We start from the raw sequence: 14,671 nt of genomic DNA, 5'->3' as shown, positions 1-14,671 counted from the left end.
GCGTGGGCTCATGTCGTCTTGGCGGGCGCTGCCGCTCAGGCGCTCTTCGACAGGAACTTGACGGCGTCGCCGACGGTGACGATGGTCTCGGCGGCGTCATCCGGGATCTCGACGCCGAACTCCTCTTCGAACGCCATCACGAGCTCGACCGTATCGAGGCTGTCGGCACCGAGGTCCTCAATGAAATTGGCGCCTTCGACGACCTTCTCGGGTTCGACGCCGAGATGCTCGATCACGATCTTCTTCACGCGCTCGGCGACATCGCTCATGGGTCTTTTCCTCAAAGATTGAAACACATCGCTGGATCGCGACGGGTATAGGGACTGCTCCCGCGGCCCGGCAACATCGCAAGGATGCCGCCGGAGCGGAACTCTCAAGGCTGCACAAACGCAACAACCGGGTTCGCGTCAAGTCCCCCGAAGGTGGCGCGGTGCGGCGTGACGGCGCTAGTTAACACACTCGATCAGGACTGGCGAGAGCCGGAAGCGGGTTTGGAAACGCTTCAGAAACCCGACATAACCCTCTCAAATCATTGTCATTCCGCCGTTAACGTGCAAGGTCTGCCCGGTCACGTAGGCGGCCTCGTTGCTGGCGAGATAGGCAACCGCGGCGGCGACATCCGCCCCGGAACCGAGACGGCCCATCGGCACGTCGGAGAGGATGCTCTCGCGCTGCTTGTCGTTCAGCGCCTGCGTCATCGGCGACTCGATGAAGCCGGGCGCGACGACATTGACCGTGATGTTGCGGCTCGCGACCTCGGCGGCGAGCGCCTTGGACATGCCGATCAGCCCAGCCTTGGAGGCGGCGTAGTTGCCCTGCCCGGGATTGCCGGTAACGCCGACGACCGAGCCGATCGAGATGATGCGGCCATGGCGGCGGCGCATCATGCTCTTCACGGCCGCGCGGGAGAGGCGGAAGGCGGCGGTGAGGTTGACGGCGATGACACTGTCCCAATCCTCGTCCTTGAGGCGCATGAACAGGTTGTCGCGCGTGACGCCGGCATTGTTGACGAGGATGTCGAGCCCGCCGAGCTTCTCCTCGGCCGCCGGCACCAGGGCCTCGACCGAAGCCTTGTCGGAGAGGTTGCACGGCGTCACCGCGACCCGCTCGCCGAGTTCGGCCGCGAGCGCCTCGAGCGCCTCGACGCGCGTGCCGGACAGCGCGACGCTCGCGCCCTGGGCGTGGAGCACGCGGGCGATGGCGCCGCCGAGGCCACCGGTCGCCCCGGTCACCAGGGCTCTTTTCCCCGTCAGATCAAACATGTCACCTCCCCTTTTCGGCTCCCCAGCCGATTACCCCGCTGGGCCACCTACCCGTTTGGAGTGCCGTAGCTCTTGATATCGTCGGCGGTGCCGATCGAGATGGCACTCGCGCCCGCCGCGATGCGCTTGACCAGGCCGGCGAGGACCTTGCCGCTGCCGACCTCGATGAAACGGGTGACACCGGCATCGGCCAGCGCCAGCACGCATTCACGCCAGCGCACCGTGCCGGTGACCTGCGCCACCAGCGAGGCGCGGATCGCATCCGGATCGGACAGCGGCGCGGCCCCGACATTGGCCATGACCGGCACGACCGGCGCCCTGACCTCGACCTTGGCGAGGGCGTCCCGCATCGCGTCGGCAGCAGGCTGCATCAGCGCGCAATGGAACGGCGCCGAGACCGGAAGCGACAGGGCGCGCTTGATGCCCCGTTCGGGCGCCAGCGCAATGGCGCGCTCGATTGCCGCCTTGGCACCCGAGAGCACGACCTGGCCGCCGCCATTGTCGTTTGCCGCCTCGCAGACCTGACCTTGAGCCGCCTCGGCCGCGAGCTCGCGCGCCTTGTCGAGCTCGACGCCAAGCAGCGCCGCCATGGCGCCCTCACCCGCCGGCACGGCCTTCTGCATGGCATCGCCGCGGATGCGCAGCAGCCTGGCCGCGTCGGAGATCGAGAAGGCGCCGGCGGCGGCAAGCGCCGAATATTCGCCGAGCGAGTGGCCGGCGACGAAAGCGGCGTCGCGCTTCAACGAGAAGCCGGCCTCGGCTTCGAGCACCTTCACGACCGCGAGGCTGGCCGCCATCAGCGCCGGCTGGGCATTGGCGGTGAGCGTCAGCTCCTCGGCCGGCCCCTCGAACATCAGCGTGGAGAGCTTCTGCGACAGGGCGGCATCGACCTCGTCGAAGACAGCCCGCGCAGCTGGAAAGGCCTCGGCCAGGCTCTTGCCCATGCCGACGGCCTGAGAACCCTGCCCGGGAAAGATCAGCGCGGTCGTCATGCTGTCAAACCTCGTGTTAACGATGTGGCAAACTGGCGCGCCTCTCACATTGCTTGGCACATCAAGTCAAGCATTGCCGGGGAAGTATTCGGCTTTCAGGCCCGATAAGTTCTGGATTGTGCTTGCGCGAAGTGCCCCGAGCCTGTATCAGCCGCCATCTGCTGTTCGGCCGGAGGCTGAACGGATGGCGAGTTGCGTCCTTCCCGGATGCTGCCGCAGGCTCCTTGGAGCCGTCATCCCGTGTCTCCGCCTTCGATGAAATCCTGTCGGGCCTTATCCAGGGCTCGGAGGGCTCCGCGCCGGGCGAAGCAGAGGTGAAACAGAAAGGCCATCTATGGCATTGTACGAGCATGTGCTGCTCGCGCGGCAGGATGTCAGCGCGCAGCAGGTCGAAGCCCTCGTCGAGCAGTTCAAGGGCATCATCGAGGCGAATGGCGGTTCGGTCCCCAAGGTCGAATATTGGGGCGTGAAGTCCCTCGGCTATCGCATCAAGAAGAACCGCAAGGCTCACTACTCGCTGCTGAACATCGACGCCCCCTCCGCCGCCGTGCTGGAGATGGAGCGCCAGATGCGCATCAACGAAGACGTCCTGCGCTTCCTGACCATCCGCGTCGAGGAGCTCGAGGAAGGCCAGTCGGCCATGCTGCAGAAGCGCGATCGTGACGACCGCGGCGAGCGGGGCGACCGCTTCGAGCGTGGTGGCGACCGTTTCGATCGCGGCCCGCGCCGTGACCGTCCGCGCCGCGAAGACGAAGCTGGCGGCGAAGCTGCGCCTGCCGGGGAGGCCTGATCCATGTCGACTGCATCTGCCGGCGCTCGCCGCCCCTTCTTCCGCCGCCGCAAGTCCTGCCCGTTCTCGGGCGAAGGCGCCCCGAAGATCGACTACAAGGACGTCCGTCTGCTCTCGCGCTACATCTCGGAGCGCGGCAAGATCGTGCCGTCCCGCATCACGGCCGTCTCGGCCAAGAAGCAGCGTGAGCTCGCCCAGGCGATCAAGCGCGCCCGCTTCCTCGGCCTGCTGCCCTACGTCATCCGCTGAGCGGCTGAAGCTTTTCCGGTGGCGCCATGGCGCCACCGGCTCTATTGAACCGACAGAACTTGGTCGCCAGGCGGTGAAAACCCGTCTGGTATGTTGAGGCGAGACGCCTCTCACCCTGCCCGGCCGGAACGGCCCGGGAGCAGCGGGACAGCAGGACGAAAGCATGCTTCCGATCGTCGGCATCGGCGCCGGCCTGGTTTCGGCGCTTCTCTTCGCAGTGGTGATCACCGGATCGCCGCTGGCCGTGCTGCTGTATTCGGCCGCGCCCCTGCCGATCTTCATTGCCGCGCTCGGCTGGAACCATCGCGCCGGCCTCGTCGCCATGGCCGCGGGCGCTGTCGCCGGCGCCGTCGCGCTCAGTCTTCCCGCCGGCCTGAACTTCGCGCTCATCGTCGCCCTGCCGGCCTGGTGGATCGCCTATCTCGCCCTGCTCGCGCGCGGTGACGGCAACGGCACCACCGAATGGTATCCGCTCGGCCATCTCCTGGTCTGGATCGCGGCGACGGCGGCACTGACCACGGTCGGCAGTGCCCTGGTGATGACCACGGATTACGACACCTATCGCTCGGTGATCGCGCGGGTGATCGAGAACCTGCTCAACGAGATGGTGCGCGGCCAGTTGATCACGCTGACGCCGGACGCGAACCTGTCCGAGCTGGCGCAGCGCCTGGCGCCGGCCGTGCCCGTCGGCATCGGCGCCTCCTTCGTCACCACGCTCGTCGCCAATCTCTGGCTCGCCGCCAAGGCCGTCCAGGTCTCCGGCCGGCTGCCGCGGCCCTGGCCCTTCATTCCGGCGACGACCGTGCCGCGCCGGGCCCTGTTCCTGCTCGCCGCCGCGCTGGTGACGATCTCGTTCGGCGGCTTCATCGGCGTCGCGGGCGCGGCGCTGACGGGCGCGCTGCTCGCCGTGTTCATGTTCAGCGGGCTCGCCCTGATCCACGACCTCACCCGCGGCAAGCCCTGGCGGGCGCCGGCGCTGATCGCGGTCTATGTCGCACTGATCGTGATGCAGGCCCTGCTGACGCCGCTGCTGACCCTCGTCGGCATGGCCGATTCCCTGTTCGGGCTGCGCAAGCGCGGCCCGAAGCCTCCGCTCCCGCCTACCGTCAACACCTGAACAGCAAGCCCAAGAAGGAGAAGAACCATGGAAGTGATCCTGCTCGAACGCGTCGCGAAGCTTGGCCAGATGGGCGAAGTCGTGCGCGTCCGCGACGGCTTCGGCCGCAACTACCTGCTCGCCCGCGGCAAGGCGCTGCGCGCCACCGAGGAGAACAGGAAGCGCTTCGAGACCCAGCGCGCCCAACTCGAGACCCGCAACCTCGAGCTGAAGAAGGAGGCCGATTCGGTCGCCGAGAGCCTCAATGGCCAGACCGTCGTGATGCTGCGCCAGTCGGGCGAATCCGGTGTGCTCTACGGTTCGGTCTCGACCCGCGACGTGGCCGAGGCCCTGACCAAGGCCGGCTTCAGCGTCGACCGCAACCAGGTCACGCTCAACACGCCGATCAAGACGCTCGGCCTGCACACCGTCCCTGTCGTGCTGCACCCGGAAGTCTCTGTCACGGTCACCGTCAACGTCGCCCGTTCGGCCGAGGAAGCCGAGCGCCAGGCGCAGGGCGAGAACGTCACCGCCCGCGAGGAGTTCGACCTTGACGATCTCGGCCTCGAGGTCGGTGCTGCCCTGGCTGAGGCCGGCGGCGACGACGAGCGCTGAGTTTTTTCAGCCCGCTTCGAGTCAAGGGGCGCTGTGGCAACACAGCGCCCTTTTCGTTGGGCTGTGAACTTCGGTAATTCGTGCATTCAATGCTGGCGCCGGGCGTCAGGGTGCTAGAGTTAGCATCTTCCGACTCAGCCGAACCGAGAACGCCCGCAGATCATGGCCACTGCCACCGCCCTCGTTGCCCGCCTCGAGAAGACCGAGGCCGACTATCGCGTCCAGCCTCATAATATCGAGGCGGAGCAGGCATTGCTGGGCGCGATCCTGGTCAATAACGAGGCGCTCTACCGCGTCTCGGACTTCCTGCTGGCCGACCATTTCTTCGAGCCGATCCACCAGCGCATCTTCGAGCTGATGGCCAGCATGATCCGGGCCGGGAAGCTCGCGAGCCCGATCACGCTGAAGACCTTCGTCGGTGAGATCGATCTGGGCGGGCTGACCGCCTCGCAATATCTCGCCCGGCTCGCAGCCGAGGCGACCACCGTCATCAATGCCGGCGACTATGGCCGCACGATCTACGACCTCGCGATCCGCCGCCAGTTGATCGGCGTCGGCGAGGATCTCGTCAACGTCGCCTATGACGCGCCGGTCGAGATGGCGCCGCGCGAGCAGATCGAGGATGCAGAGCGCAAGCTCTATGCGCTGGCGGAAAAGGGCCGCTACGAGGGCGGCTTCCAGAAATTCGACGGGGCGTTGCGCCTCGCCATCGACATGGCGGCGAGCGCCTATCAGCGCGCCGGCGGCCTTTCCGGCATCTCGTCCGGCCTGCGCGATGTCGACCAGCGCATGGGCGGCCTGCAGCGCTCCGACCTGATCGTGCTCGCCGGCCGCCCTGCCATGGGCAAGACCTCGCTCGCGACCAATATCGCCTTCAACATCGCCAAGGCCTGGCGCGCCGAGCGCCAGGAGGACGGCACGCTCAAGACCGTCGATGGCGGCGTAGTCGGCTTCTTCTCGCTCGAAATGTCGGCCGATCAGCTCGCGACCCGTATCGTCGCCGAGCAATCCGGCATTTCCTCCTACAAGATCAGGCAGGGCCGCATCACCGAGGGCGATTTCGCCCGGCTGACCGATGTCGCCGCCCAGATCGAGAAGCTGCCCCTCTATATCGACCAGACCGGCGGCATCTCGATCGCGCAGCTCGTCGCCCGCGCCCGAAGGCTGCAACGCCAGAAGGGGCTCGACGTCCTCTTCATCGACTATCTCCAGCTCCTCTCCGGCTCGGCCAAGGCCGGCCAGAACCGCGTGCAGGAGCTGACCGAGATCACAACCAGCCTGAAGGCGCTGGCCAAGGAGCTCTCGGTGCCGATCATCGCGCTGTCGCAGCTCTCGCGTCAGGTCGAAAGCCGCGACGACAAGCGCCCGCAGCTCTCGGATCTGCGCGAATCCGGCTCGATCGAGCAGGACGCCGACGTGGTGATGTTCGTCTATCGCGAGGAATACTACCTCAAGGGCAAGGAGCCGCGCCCCGGCACCGAAGAGCACAACAAGTGGCAGATCGAGATGGAGGCCGCGCATGGCCTTGCCGAGCTGATCATCGGCAAGCAGCGCCACGGCCCGACCGGCACGGTCGCGCTCCAGTTCGACGCCGACGTGACGCGCTTCTCCGACCGCGCCGACGAAGCCCGCCTGCCGGACCATCTATGAGCCCGTTCGATACGCCCGGCGCCGTGGCAGACGGCGCAACGCTGACCATCGACCTCGGCGCGCTGGTGGCGAACTGGCGCGCGCTCGGCGAACGGGCCGGCGCGGAGGCCGGCGCGGTGGTCAAGGCCGATGCCTATGGCATCGGCATCGAGCCGGCCGTGACGGCGCTCGCCAGAGCCGGCTGCCGCAGCTTCTTCGTCGCGCGCCTGTCCGAAGGCATCCGGGCGCGCGCAGTCGCGCCGGAGGCGACGATCTACATCCTGAACGGGCTCATGCCCGGCAGCTGCGGGGTCTATGCGCAGCACGATCTCTCGCCCGTGCTCGGCTCGCATGAGGAACTGGCCGAATGGGCCGCGTTCCGCGCGGAAACGAACAAGGCCCGCCCTGCCGCCCTGCATATCGACACGGCCATGAACCGGCTCGGGCTCTGGCCCGGCGAAGGCCTCGATTTCGCCCGCGAGCGCAGGCGCGACATCGAGGCCGCGGGCATCGGGCTGGTGATGTCGCATTTCGCCTCGTCCGAGGATGTCAACGATCCCGCCAATGCCCGCCAGATCAGGGCCTTCGCCGAGATCGCCGCGGCCTTTCCCGGCATTCCCGCCTCGTTGAAGAACTCCTCGGGACATTTTCTCGCCGATTGCCCGTCCTACCAGCTGACGCGGCCGGGCTATGCGCTCTATGGCGGCAACCCGACGCCGGGGCGGCCGAACCCGATGCTGCCCGTCATCGGCCTGGAGGCGCGCATCATCCAGCTGCGCGAGGTCGAGCCCGGCACGCAGGTCGGCTATAACGGTCGCTGGACGGCAAAGAGCCGGCGCAAGCTCGCCACGATCGATCTCGGCTATGCCGATGGCTATCCGCGCAATGCGAGCTGGACCGACACCGACACGGGCGGCTCTGCCATCCTCGGCGGCGTGATCTGTCCGTTCGTCGGCTCGGTCTCGATGGACCTGATCATCGCCGATGTCAGCGATGCGCCACCCGAGGCCGTCAAGCGCGGAGCCAGCATGACGCTGATCGGCGGACCGCTCGATCTGGAAACGGTCGGCGCCGGCGCCAAGACGATCGGCTACGAGATCCTGACCAGGCTCGGCCGGCGCCACACGCGCCGCTATATCGGGCTCTGAGCGCGTGGCGAAACGCGGACCGACCTATACCTGCCAAGCCTGCGGCGCGGTCTATCACCGTTGGCAGGGGAAGTGCGATGCCTGCGGCACCTGGTCCTCGCTGACCGAGGAGGCGCAGGCCGCGCCCGTCCCCGGCGCGCGCGGCTCGTCAGGCAAGGCGCGCGGGCGCGTCTTCGCGCTGGAGACGCTGAAAGGCGAGACGCAGGACGCGCCGCGCATCGTCTCGCGGATCGGCGAGCTCGACCGCGTCACCGGCGGCGGCTTCGTGCCAGGCTCGGTGCTCCTCATCGGCGGCGATCCCGGCATCGGCAAGTCGACACTGCTGATGCAGGCCTGCGCCGCGCTCGCCAATAGCGGACAGCGCGTCGTCTATGTCTCCGGCGAGGAATCGACCGGTCAGGTCCGCCTGCGGGCCGAGCGCATGGGCCTCGCCGATGCGCCGGTCGACCTCGCGGCGGAGACCAATGTCGAGGACATCATCGCCACGCTCGGCCAGGGCCAGCGTCCAGCCCTCGTGGTGATCGATTCGATCCAGACCATGTGGTCGGGCGAGGTCGAGAGCGCGCCGGGCACGGTGACGCAGGTGCGGGGGTCGGCGCAATCGCTGATCCGCTATGCCAAGACCAGCGGCGCCTGCCTGATCCTCGTCGGCCATGTCACCAAGGACGGGCAGATCGCCGGACCGCGCGTGGTCGAGCACATGGTCGATGCCGTGCTCTCCTTCGAGGGTGAAGGCGCCCATTCCTTCCGCGTCCTGCGCGGCCAGAAGAACCGCTTCGGCGCGACCGACGAGATCGGCGTCTTCGAGATGACCGGCAAGGGTCTGTCCGAAGTGTCCAACCCGTCAGCGCTCTTCCTGGCGGGGCGCGATCAGGCGGCGCCGGGCGCGGCCGTCTTCGCCGGTGTCGAGGGCACGCGGCCCGTCCTGGTCGAGATCCAGGCGCTGGTCTCGCCGACCTCGCTCGGCACGCCGCGTCGTGCCGTCGTCGGCTGGGAGAACAGCCGGCTCGCCATGGTCCTCGCCGTGCTGGAAACCCATGGCGGGCTCAGGCTCGGCCAGCACGATGTCTATCTCAACGTCGCCGGCGGCCTGCGCGTCAACGAGCCGGCGGCCGATATCGCGGTCGCCGCTGCGCTGGTCTCGTCGCTGACCGGTGCGATCCTGCCCAATGAATCGGTCTATTTCGGCGAGGTCGCACTTTCCGGGGCGATTCGGCCGGTCTCCGTCGCGGCGGCGCGACTCAGGGAAGCAGCCAAGCTCGGCTTCGGGGCGGCCTTCCTGCCCTCGGGCGGTGCGGATTTTGGCGATGGCGGCGGGCTCAACCTGCGGCGTTTCGGCCATGTCACGGAACTTGTTGCCGATATCGCCGCGCGGGCGCCGCGCAGAGATGTGAAATGACCCGCACGCGATGGTGACGAAAGCCGCGTTCGCGCGTATAGCAAGCGCGGTGCGGCCGGCCCATTTCATGCAGGCCATCCTGATGTGCTAGCGAAGCGGCTTGTGAAATGCCTGTCACCATCCTTGATCTCGTCGTCATCGGCGTGGTTCTGATCTCGGCATTGCTTGCGGCCGTGCGCGGCCTGACGCGCGAAGTGCTGGCGATCGCCTCCTGGATTGCCGCGGCGGTGGTCGCCTGGATGTTCCATCCGCAGTTGCTGCCGATCGCAGAGCAGCACATCCCGAACAAGACGATCGCGCTCGTCGCCGTGATCGCCGCACTCTTCCTGGTCACGCTGATCGTGGTCTCGCTGATCACGGCGCGGATCTCCGATTTCGTGCTCGACTCGCGCATCGGCGCGCTCGACCGCACGCTCGGCTTCGTCTTTGGCGCCGGACGCGGCCTCCTGCTCGCGGTCATCGGCTACCTGTTCTTCTCGGCGCTGGTGCCGGAGAAGATGCAGCCGGCCTGGGCCAAGGAAGCCAGGGCAAAGCCGATTCTCGAAGAAACCGGCCGCTCGCTCTTGACGATGCTGCCCCAAGACATCAATTCCGACTTCATCAAGAACCTGCTGAAGCCCAAGACCGGCGATGAGCCTGTCGAGGCCCCGGCCGAGGAGCCGCGCACGCCGGCCAATCCGACGAGCGATCCCCAACGCCGCACGCAGGCTCCTGCTGCGCCCGACAGGCAAGCACTGCAACGGGCAATCGAGACGAGCCGGCCGACCACCGGCGCCGTCCCGAACAGGCCCTGAAGCCATGGTCCGCGCAGAGGTGGCCTCACTTTTGCGACAGGACCATGCTCAAGGGATCGATCCGACGCGAATTCCGTTCGGCCTTTGAAAAGCCGGGCGGAAGCCGCGTTCATTGCCGTTGTTGCCGCGCCACAGCGCGTATGGAGCCATGATGATGCCCCAGGATGAAGCCGATTCCGCCTTCGATCCCAATGCCGACCGGCTCCGCGAAGAATGCGGCGTCTTTGGCATTTTTGGCCATGCCGACGCCGCGGCGCTGACTGCGCTCGGCCTGCACGCGCTGCAGCATCGCGGTCAGGAGGCGGCCGGTATCGTCTCGTTCGACGGGAAGCGCTTCCATTCGGAGCGGCGGCTCGGCCTCGTCGGCGACGCCTTCTCGGAAGCCTCGGTGATCGAGAAGCTCGCCGGCTCGCAGGCGATCGGCCATGTCCGCTACTCGACGACGGGCGAAACCATCCTGCGCAATGTCCAGCCGCTCTTTGCGGAATTGCATGGCGGCGGCTTCGCGGTCGCCCATAACGGCAACCTGACCAATGGCCTGACGCTGCGGCGCAATCTCGTGCGCGACGGCGCGATCTACCAGTCGACCTCCGATACCGAGGTGCTGCTCCATCTCGTCGCACGTAGCCGCAAGACCCGCTTCATCGAGCGTTTCGTCGAGGCGATCCGCCAGATCGAGGGCGCCTATGCCTTCGTCGGCATGACCAACAAGAAGCTGATCGGCGCGCGCGACCCGCTCGGCATCCGCCCGCTCGTGCTGGGCGAGCTCGACGGCTGCCCGATCCTGACCTCCGAGACCTGCGCGCTCGACATCATTGGCGCCAAGTTCATCCGCGAGGTCGAAAATGGCGAGGTCATCGTCGCCTCCGAGGACGGGATCGAGAGCCACAAGCCCTTCCCGCCGATGCCGGAGCGGCCCTGCATCTTCGAGTACATCTATTTCGCCCGGCCGGATTCGATCGTGAAGGGCCGCAGCATCTACGAGCGCCGCAAGCAGATGGGCATGCAGCTCGCAGCCGAAGCGCCGGCCAATGCCGACGTCATCGTACCCGTGCCCGATTCCGGCGTGCCGGCGGCGCTCGGCTATGCCCAGGCGAGCGGCGTCCCCTTTGAGCTCGGCATCATCCGCAACCACTATGTCGGCCGCACCTTCATTGAGCCGACGCAGAAGGTGCGCGAACTCGGCGTGCGCCTGAAGCACTCCGCCAACCGCTCGGTGGTCGAGGGCAAGAGCATCGTCCTTGTCGATGACTCGATCGTGCGCGGCACGACCTCGTTCAAGATCGTCAAGATGATGCGCGAGGCCGGCGCCCGCGAGGTGCATTTCCGCATCTCCTCGCCGCCGATCACCCATCCCGACTATTACGGCATCGACACGCCCGACCGCGAGAAGCTGCTCGCCGCGACCCATTCGCTCGAGGAGATGCGTCAGTTCGTCGGCGCCGATTCGCTCGCCTTCCTGTCGGTCGAGGGGCTCTACCGCGCCATGGGCCATGCCGGACGCGATCCGATCCGGCCGCAATTCACCGACCACTGCTTCACCGGCGACTACCCGACCTCGCTGACCGACGTGATCGGCGAAAGCGCCAAGCAGCAATTGTCGCTGCTCGCGGAAGCCGGCTGAGCCTGACAGGATCCCTATGACCAAGCCTCTCGACGGGCGCATCGCCCTCGTCACCGGTGCCTCGCGCGGCATCGGCCGTGCCACCGCGCTCGCTTTCGCCGAGGCCGGCGCCCATGTCGTGGCTCTGGCGCGAACCTCCGGCGCGCTCGAAGAGCTCGATGACGAGATCCGCGCTGTGGGCGGCAGCGCGACGCTGGTGCCGGTCGACCTCGCCGATGTTCAGGCCATCGAGAAGCTCGGGCCGGCGCTGATCGAGCGCTGGGGCAAGCTCGACATCCTGCTCGCCAATGCCGGCATCCTCGGCCCGCTTTCGCCGCTCACGCATGTGCAGCCGAACGAGTGGAACAAGGTGTTCGACACCAACGTCACGGCCAACTGGCGGCTGATCAAGACGGCAGAGCCGGCGCTGCAGAAATCGGATGCCGGCCGGATCATCGTGATGTCCTCGGGCGCGGCGCATCGCTGCCTTGCCTATTGGGGTCCCTATTCGATCTCGAAGGCGGCGGTTGAGGCGATGGCGCGGACCTATGCCGCCGAGAATGCGACGACGCCGCTCAAGGTGATGATCGTCAATCCGGGCCCGCTGCGCACCCGCATGCGCGCCGAGGCCATGCCGGGCGAGGATCCGATGACGCTGAGGACGCCGGAGGAGCTGACGCCGCATCTCGTCGAGATGGCCTCGCCGAGTTGGAGCGAGAGCGGCAAGATCTTCGATTTCCCGCAGGGCAAGGTCCTGAGCCCGCAAATGCCGGCGTGAGCAGGTCCGTTTCCCCCTGGGAGGAGACGGATCGGCGAAGCCGGGACGGATGAGGGTCGCGCAAGCGGCCCTTTTCTATTGGAGCAGGTGCGCGGCCTCGGATGACAACATTGCGCTCACCCGTCAGCACCCCGCGCGGCCACCAAGAGGGGAGGAAGGCGCTGCCCTACTTCCTGTCCTTGTCGTAGGGGTTTGCCCCACCGCGCGTATGCAGGCGGATCGGCGTGCCCGGCAGCTCGAAGGCCTCGCGCAGGTTGTTGACCAGGTAGCGCGTGTAGGACACCGGGAGATGATCGAGCTGGTTGCCGAACAATGCGAAGGTCGGCGGGCGGGCCTTGGCCTGCGTCATGTAGCGGATCTTGATGCGGCGACCGGACACTGCCGGAGGCGGATGGGCCGAGAGCACGCCTTCGAGCCAGCGGTTGATCCGCGCCGTCGAGACGCGCCGATTCCAGACCTCGTAGCTCGAGAAGACCGCCTGCATGAGCCGGTCGATGCCCTCGCCCGCGAGGCCCGAGAGCGGCACGATCTGGACGCCGCGCACCTGCGCCAGCAAATAGCCGGCCTTTTCCTTGAGCTCGGCGAGCAGGCCCTGCTTGTCGGCGACGAGATCCCACTTGTTCAGGCCGATGACGACGGCCCTGCCCTCGCGCTCGGTCAGGTCGACCAGCGTCAGGTCCTGCTTCTCGAAGGGGATGGTCGAATCGAGCAGGACGACCACGACCTCGGCGAAGCGGATGGCGCGCAGCGCATCGGCGACGGAGAGTTTTTCCAGCTTCTCCTCGATGCGGGCGCGCTTCCTCATGCCGGCCGTGTCGAAGAGCTTTACGGGGCGGCCGCGCCATTCCCAGTCGACCGAGATCGTGTCGCGGGTGATGCCGGCCTCCGGGCCGGTGAGCAGCCGATCCTCGCCGATGATGCGGTTGACTAGCGTCGACTTGCCGGCATTGGGCCGTCCGATGATGGTGACACGCAGCGGCTTGCTGGGATCGTCCTCCTCATCGACATCGCCGGCCGGAGCCTCGGCCCAGTCCTGCTCGTCCTCGTCATCCTCGGGCATCGCGATGAAGGGGGCGAGCGCCTCCAGGAGGTCTGCCGTGCCCTCGCCATGCTCGGCAGAGAACGGCACAGGATCGCCAAGGCCGAGCGTATAGGCCTCGAAGACGCCGTCAGTGCCCTTGTTGCCCTCGGCCTTGTTGGCCAGCAGGATCACCGGCTTGCCTGAGCGCCGCACCAGATCGGCGAAGGGCTGGTCCATCGGCGTCAGACCGAGGCGCGCGTCGATCATGAAGAGGATGACATCGGCCTGGGCGATGGCAGTCTCGGTCTGCGCGCGCATGCGGCCGGCGAGCGAATCCTTGTCGGCCTCCTCCAGGCCGGCCGTGTCGATCACCGTGAAACGGAGATGGCCGAGCGAGGCCTCGCCCTCGCGCCGGTCGCGCGTGACGCCCGGCCGGTCGTCGACCAGCGCAAGCTTCTTGCCGACCAGCCGGTTGAACAGGGTCGACTTGCCGACATTCGGCCGGCCGATGATGGCGACGGTCGCGCTCATGATGCTCTTTACGTGATACTCTTCTACACGTGCTGGCCTGCGGGCGCAGGCTCAGTTCTTGGTCTGGTCAGTTCTTGCTCTGGTCAGTTCTTGGTCTGGACCGGGCCGCCGCGCACCAGCGCGAGGTAGAGATCGGTGCGCTGGCGCAGCACCTGCGGCGAGGCGGGATCGGTGACGATGGCATCGAACCAGCGGCCGGCATCCTCGTACTGGTTCGCCTTCATCGCCGAGATCCCGAGGAATTCGCGGGCCGAATGGCGCCAGACGCCTTGCGGCGTCGCGAGCGGCTCCAGGGCCGTGCGGATCTCCGAATAAGGCACGAGATCGACACGCAGCATGCCGGCGCGCAGGCGGGCAAGGTCGCGATAGAACTGCTCGAGCGACGCATCGTTGGCGAGCCCGTCAAAGGCCTTGGCCCCGGCCTCGGCATCGCGCTTGCCGGTCTCGGCGGCGAGGCGGAAGCGGGCGATCTGGCGATAGCCGGCCGGCGCATTTGCCGAAAGCTCGACCAGGATCGACTCGGCCTCGGCGCCGCGATTGTCGCGCGAGGCTTTCAGCGCCTCTTCCAGCTTGGCGCCGACCGCCTGCGAGGCCTGCTGCTCGCGATGCAGCCAGAACTGCCAGCCGGCGACGCCCAGCACGGCGAGCACCGCCAGGATGGTGATCAGGGTGCCATATTTCTTCCAGAGGGCAGCCGCCTTGTCGCGCCGGACCTCCTCGTCGATTTCACGGAAAATATCGGCCATGAGCTGTCATATTCCTTT

The 14,671-nt window shown here is 67.2% G+C and carries 15 protein-coding genes; 10 read left to right on the top strand and 5 right to left on the bottom strand.

All coding sequences use genetic code 11. The features are described from left to right. Window positions 1–35: 35 nt before the first annotated feature. The 3 genes from EV560_RS27855 to fabD all read right to left on the bottom strand — a co-directional run bounded on the left by EV560_RS27855 (window position 36) and on the right by fabD (window position 2,254). The gene (locus EV560_RS27855) at window positions 36–269 is read right to left on the bottom strand and encodes an acyl carrier protein (protein ID WP_043236751.1); all 234 of its coding nucleotides are present in this window, start codon (window positions 267–269) and stop codon (window positions 36–38) included. A gap of 255 nt (window positions 270–524) precedes the next feature. Beyond that, complete coding sequence (gene fabG / locus EV560_RS27850; RefSeq protein WP_131859097.1) at window positions 525–1,262, bottom strand: 3-oxoacyl-[acyl-carrier-protein] reductase; 738 nt, start codon at window positions 1,260–1,262, stop codon at window positions 525–527. A gap of 47 nt (window positions 1,263–1,309) precedes the next feature. After that, window positions 1,310–2,254 (bottom strand): ACP S-malonyltransferase, encoded by a 945-nt coding sequence (gene fabD / locus EV560_RS27845; RefSeq protein WP_131859096.1) that lies wholly within the window; start codon window positions 2,252–2,254, stop codon window positions 1,310–1,312. A 334-nt stretch (window positions 2,255–2,588) separates the two neighbouring features. On the opposite strand from fabD, the gene rpsF reads away from it, so the two are divergent. From rpsF to EV560_RS27795, 10 genes are all read left to right on the top strand, one after another. Next, window positions 2,589–3,044 (top strand): 30S ribosomal protein S6, encoded by a 456-nt coding sequence (gene rpsF, locus EV560_RS27840; RefSeq protein WP_131859095.1) that lies wholly within the window; start codon window positions 2,589–2,591, stop codon window positions 3,042–3,044. A gap of 3 nt (window positions 3,045–3,047) precedes the next feature. Then, window positions 3,048–3,293, top strand: a complete 246-nt coding sequence (gene rpsR / locus EV560_RS27835; protein ID WP_038367644.1) for a 30S ribosomal protein S18 — start codon at window positions 3,048–3,050, stop codon at window positions 3,291–3,293. 163 nt (window positions 3,294–3,456) lie between these two features. Beyond that, window positions 3,457–4,410, top strand: coding sequence for a DUF2232 domain-containing protein (locus EV560_RS27830; protein WP_131859094.1), 954 nt, complete (start codon window positions 3,457–3,459; stop codon window positions 4,408–4,410). A gap of 27 nt (window positions 4,411–4,437) precedes the next feature. After that, window positions 4,438–5,004 carry a 50S ribosomal protein L9 gene (gene rplI, locus EV560_RS27825; RefSeq protein ID WP_131859093.1) on the top strand — a complete coding sequence of 189 codons (567 nt, stop codon included), beginning with the start codon at window positions 4,438–4,440 and terminating at the stop codon, window positions 5,002–5,004. A gap of 162 nt (window positions 5,005–5,166) precedes the next feature. Then, window positions 5,167–6,654, top strand: a complete 1,488-nt coding sequence (locus EV560_RS27820) for a replicative DNA helicase (protein ID WP_131859092.1) — start codon at window positions 5,167–5,169, stop codon at window positions 6,652–6,654. Continuing rightward, on the top strand, window positions 6,651–7,781 hold the full coding sequence (alr, locus tag EV560_RS27815; protein ID WP_131859091.1) for an alanine racemase: 1,131 nt from the start codon (window positions 6,651–6,653) through the stop codon (window positions 7,779–7,781). The genes EV560_RS27820 and alr overlap by 4 nt, the downstream gene beginning before the upstream one ends. A gap of 4 nt (window positions 7,782–7,785) precedes the next feature. After that, complete coding sequence (radA, locus tag EV560_RS27810; protein WP_131859090.1) at window positions 7,786–9,180, top strand: DNA repair protein RadA; 1,395 nt, start codon at window positions 7,786–7,788, stop codon at window positions 9,178–9,180. Between the two features lie 107 nt (window positions 9,181–9,287). Next, entirely contained in the window at window positions 9,288–9,974 is a 687-nt protein-coding gene (locus EV560_RS27805; protein ID WP_131859089.1) for a CvpA family protein, read from the top strand. 151 nt (window positions 9,975–10,125) lie between these two features. Further along, window positions 10,126–11,598, top strand: coding sequence for an amidophosphoribosyltransferase (gene purF, locus EV560_RS27800; protein WP_131859088.1), 1,473 nt, complete (start codon window positions 10,126–10,128; stop codon window positions 11,596–11,598). A gap of 16 nt (window positions 11,599–11,614) precedes the next feature. Continuing rightward, window positions 11,615–12,355: an SDR family NAD(P)-dependent oxidoreductase gene (locus EV560_RS27795; protein ID WP_131859087.1), complete on the top strand. Its 741-nt coding sequence runs from the start codon at window positions 11,615–11,617 to the stop codon at window positions 12,353–12,355. A gap of 166 nt (window positions 12,356–12,521) precedes the next feature. Here the strand turns inward: EV560_RS27795 and der are convergent, their stop codons facing one another. Together der and EV560_RS27785 are read right to left on the bottom strand one after the other, a co-directional pair. Continuing rightward, complete coding sequence (gene der, locus EV560_RS27790; protein WP_465247045.1) at window positions 12,522–13,907, bottom strand: ribosome biogenesis GTPase Der; 1,386 nt, start codon at window positions 13,905–13,907, stop codon at window positions 12,522–12,524. An 83-nt stretch (window positions 13,908–13,990) separates the two neighbouring features. Then, a complete protein-coding gene (locus tag EV560_RS27785; protein ID WP_131859085.1) occupies window positions 13,991–14,653 on the bottom strand; it encodes a tetratricopeptide repeat protein in 663 nt (220 codons plus the stop codon). Window positions 14,654–14,671: the final 18 nt, after the last annotated feature.

This window comes from Allobosea sp. BK604 (genome assembly GCF_004341515.1).
Taxonomy (GTDB): Bacteria; Pseudomonadota; Alphaproteobacteria; order Rhizobiales; family Beijerinckiaceae; genus Allobosea.
The sequence above is the reverse complement of the archived record's forward strand: the minus strand, read 5'-3'. Positions and strand labels throughout refer to the sequence as shown.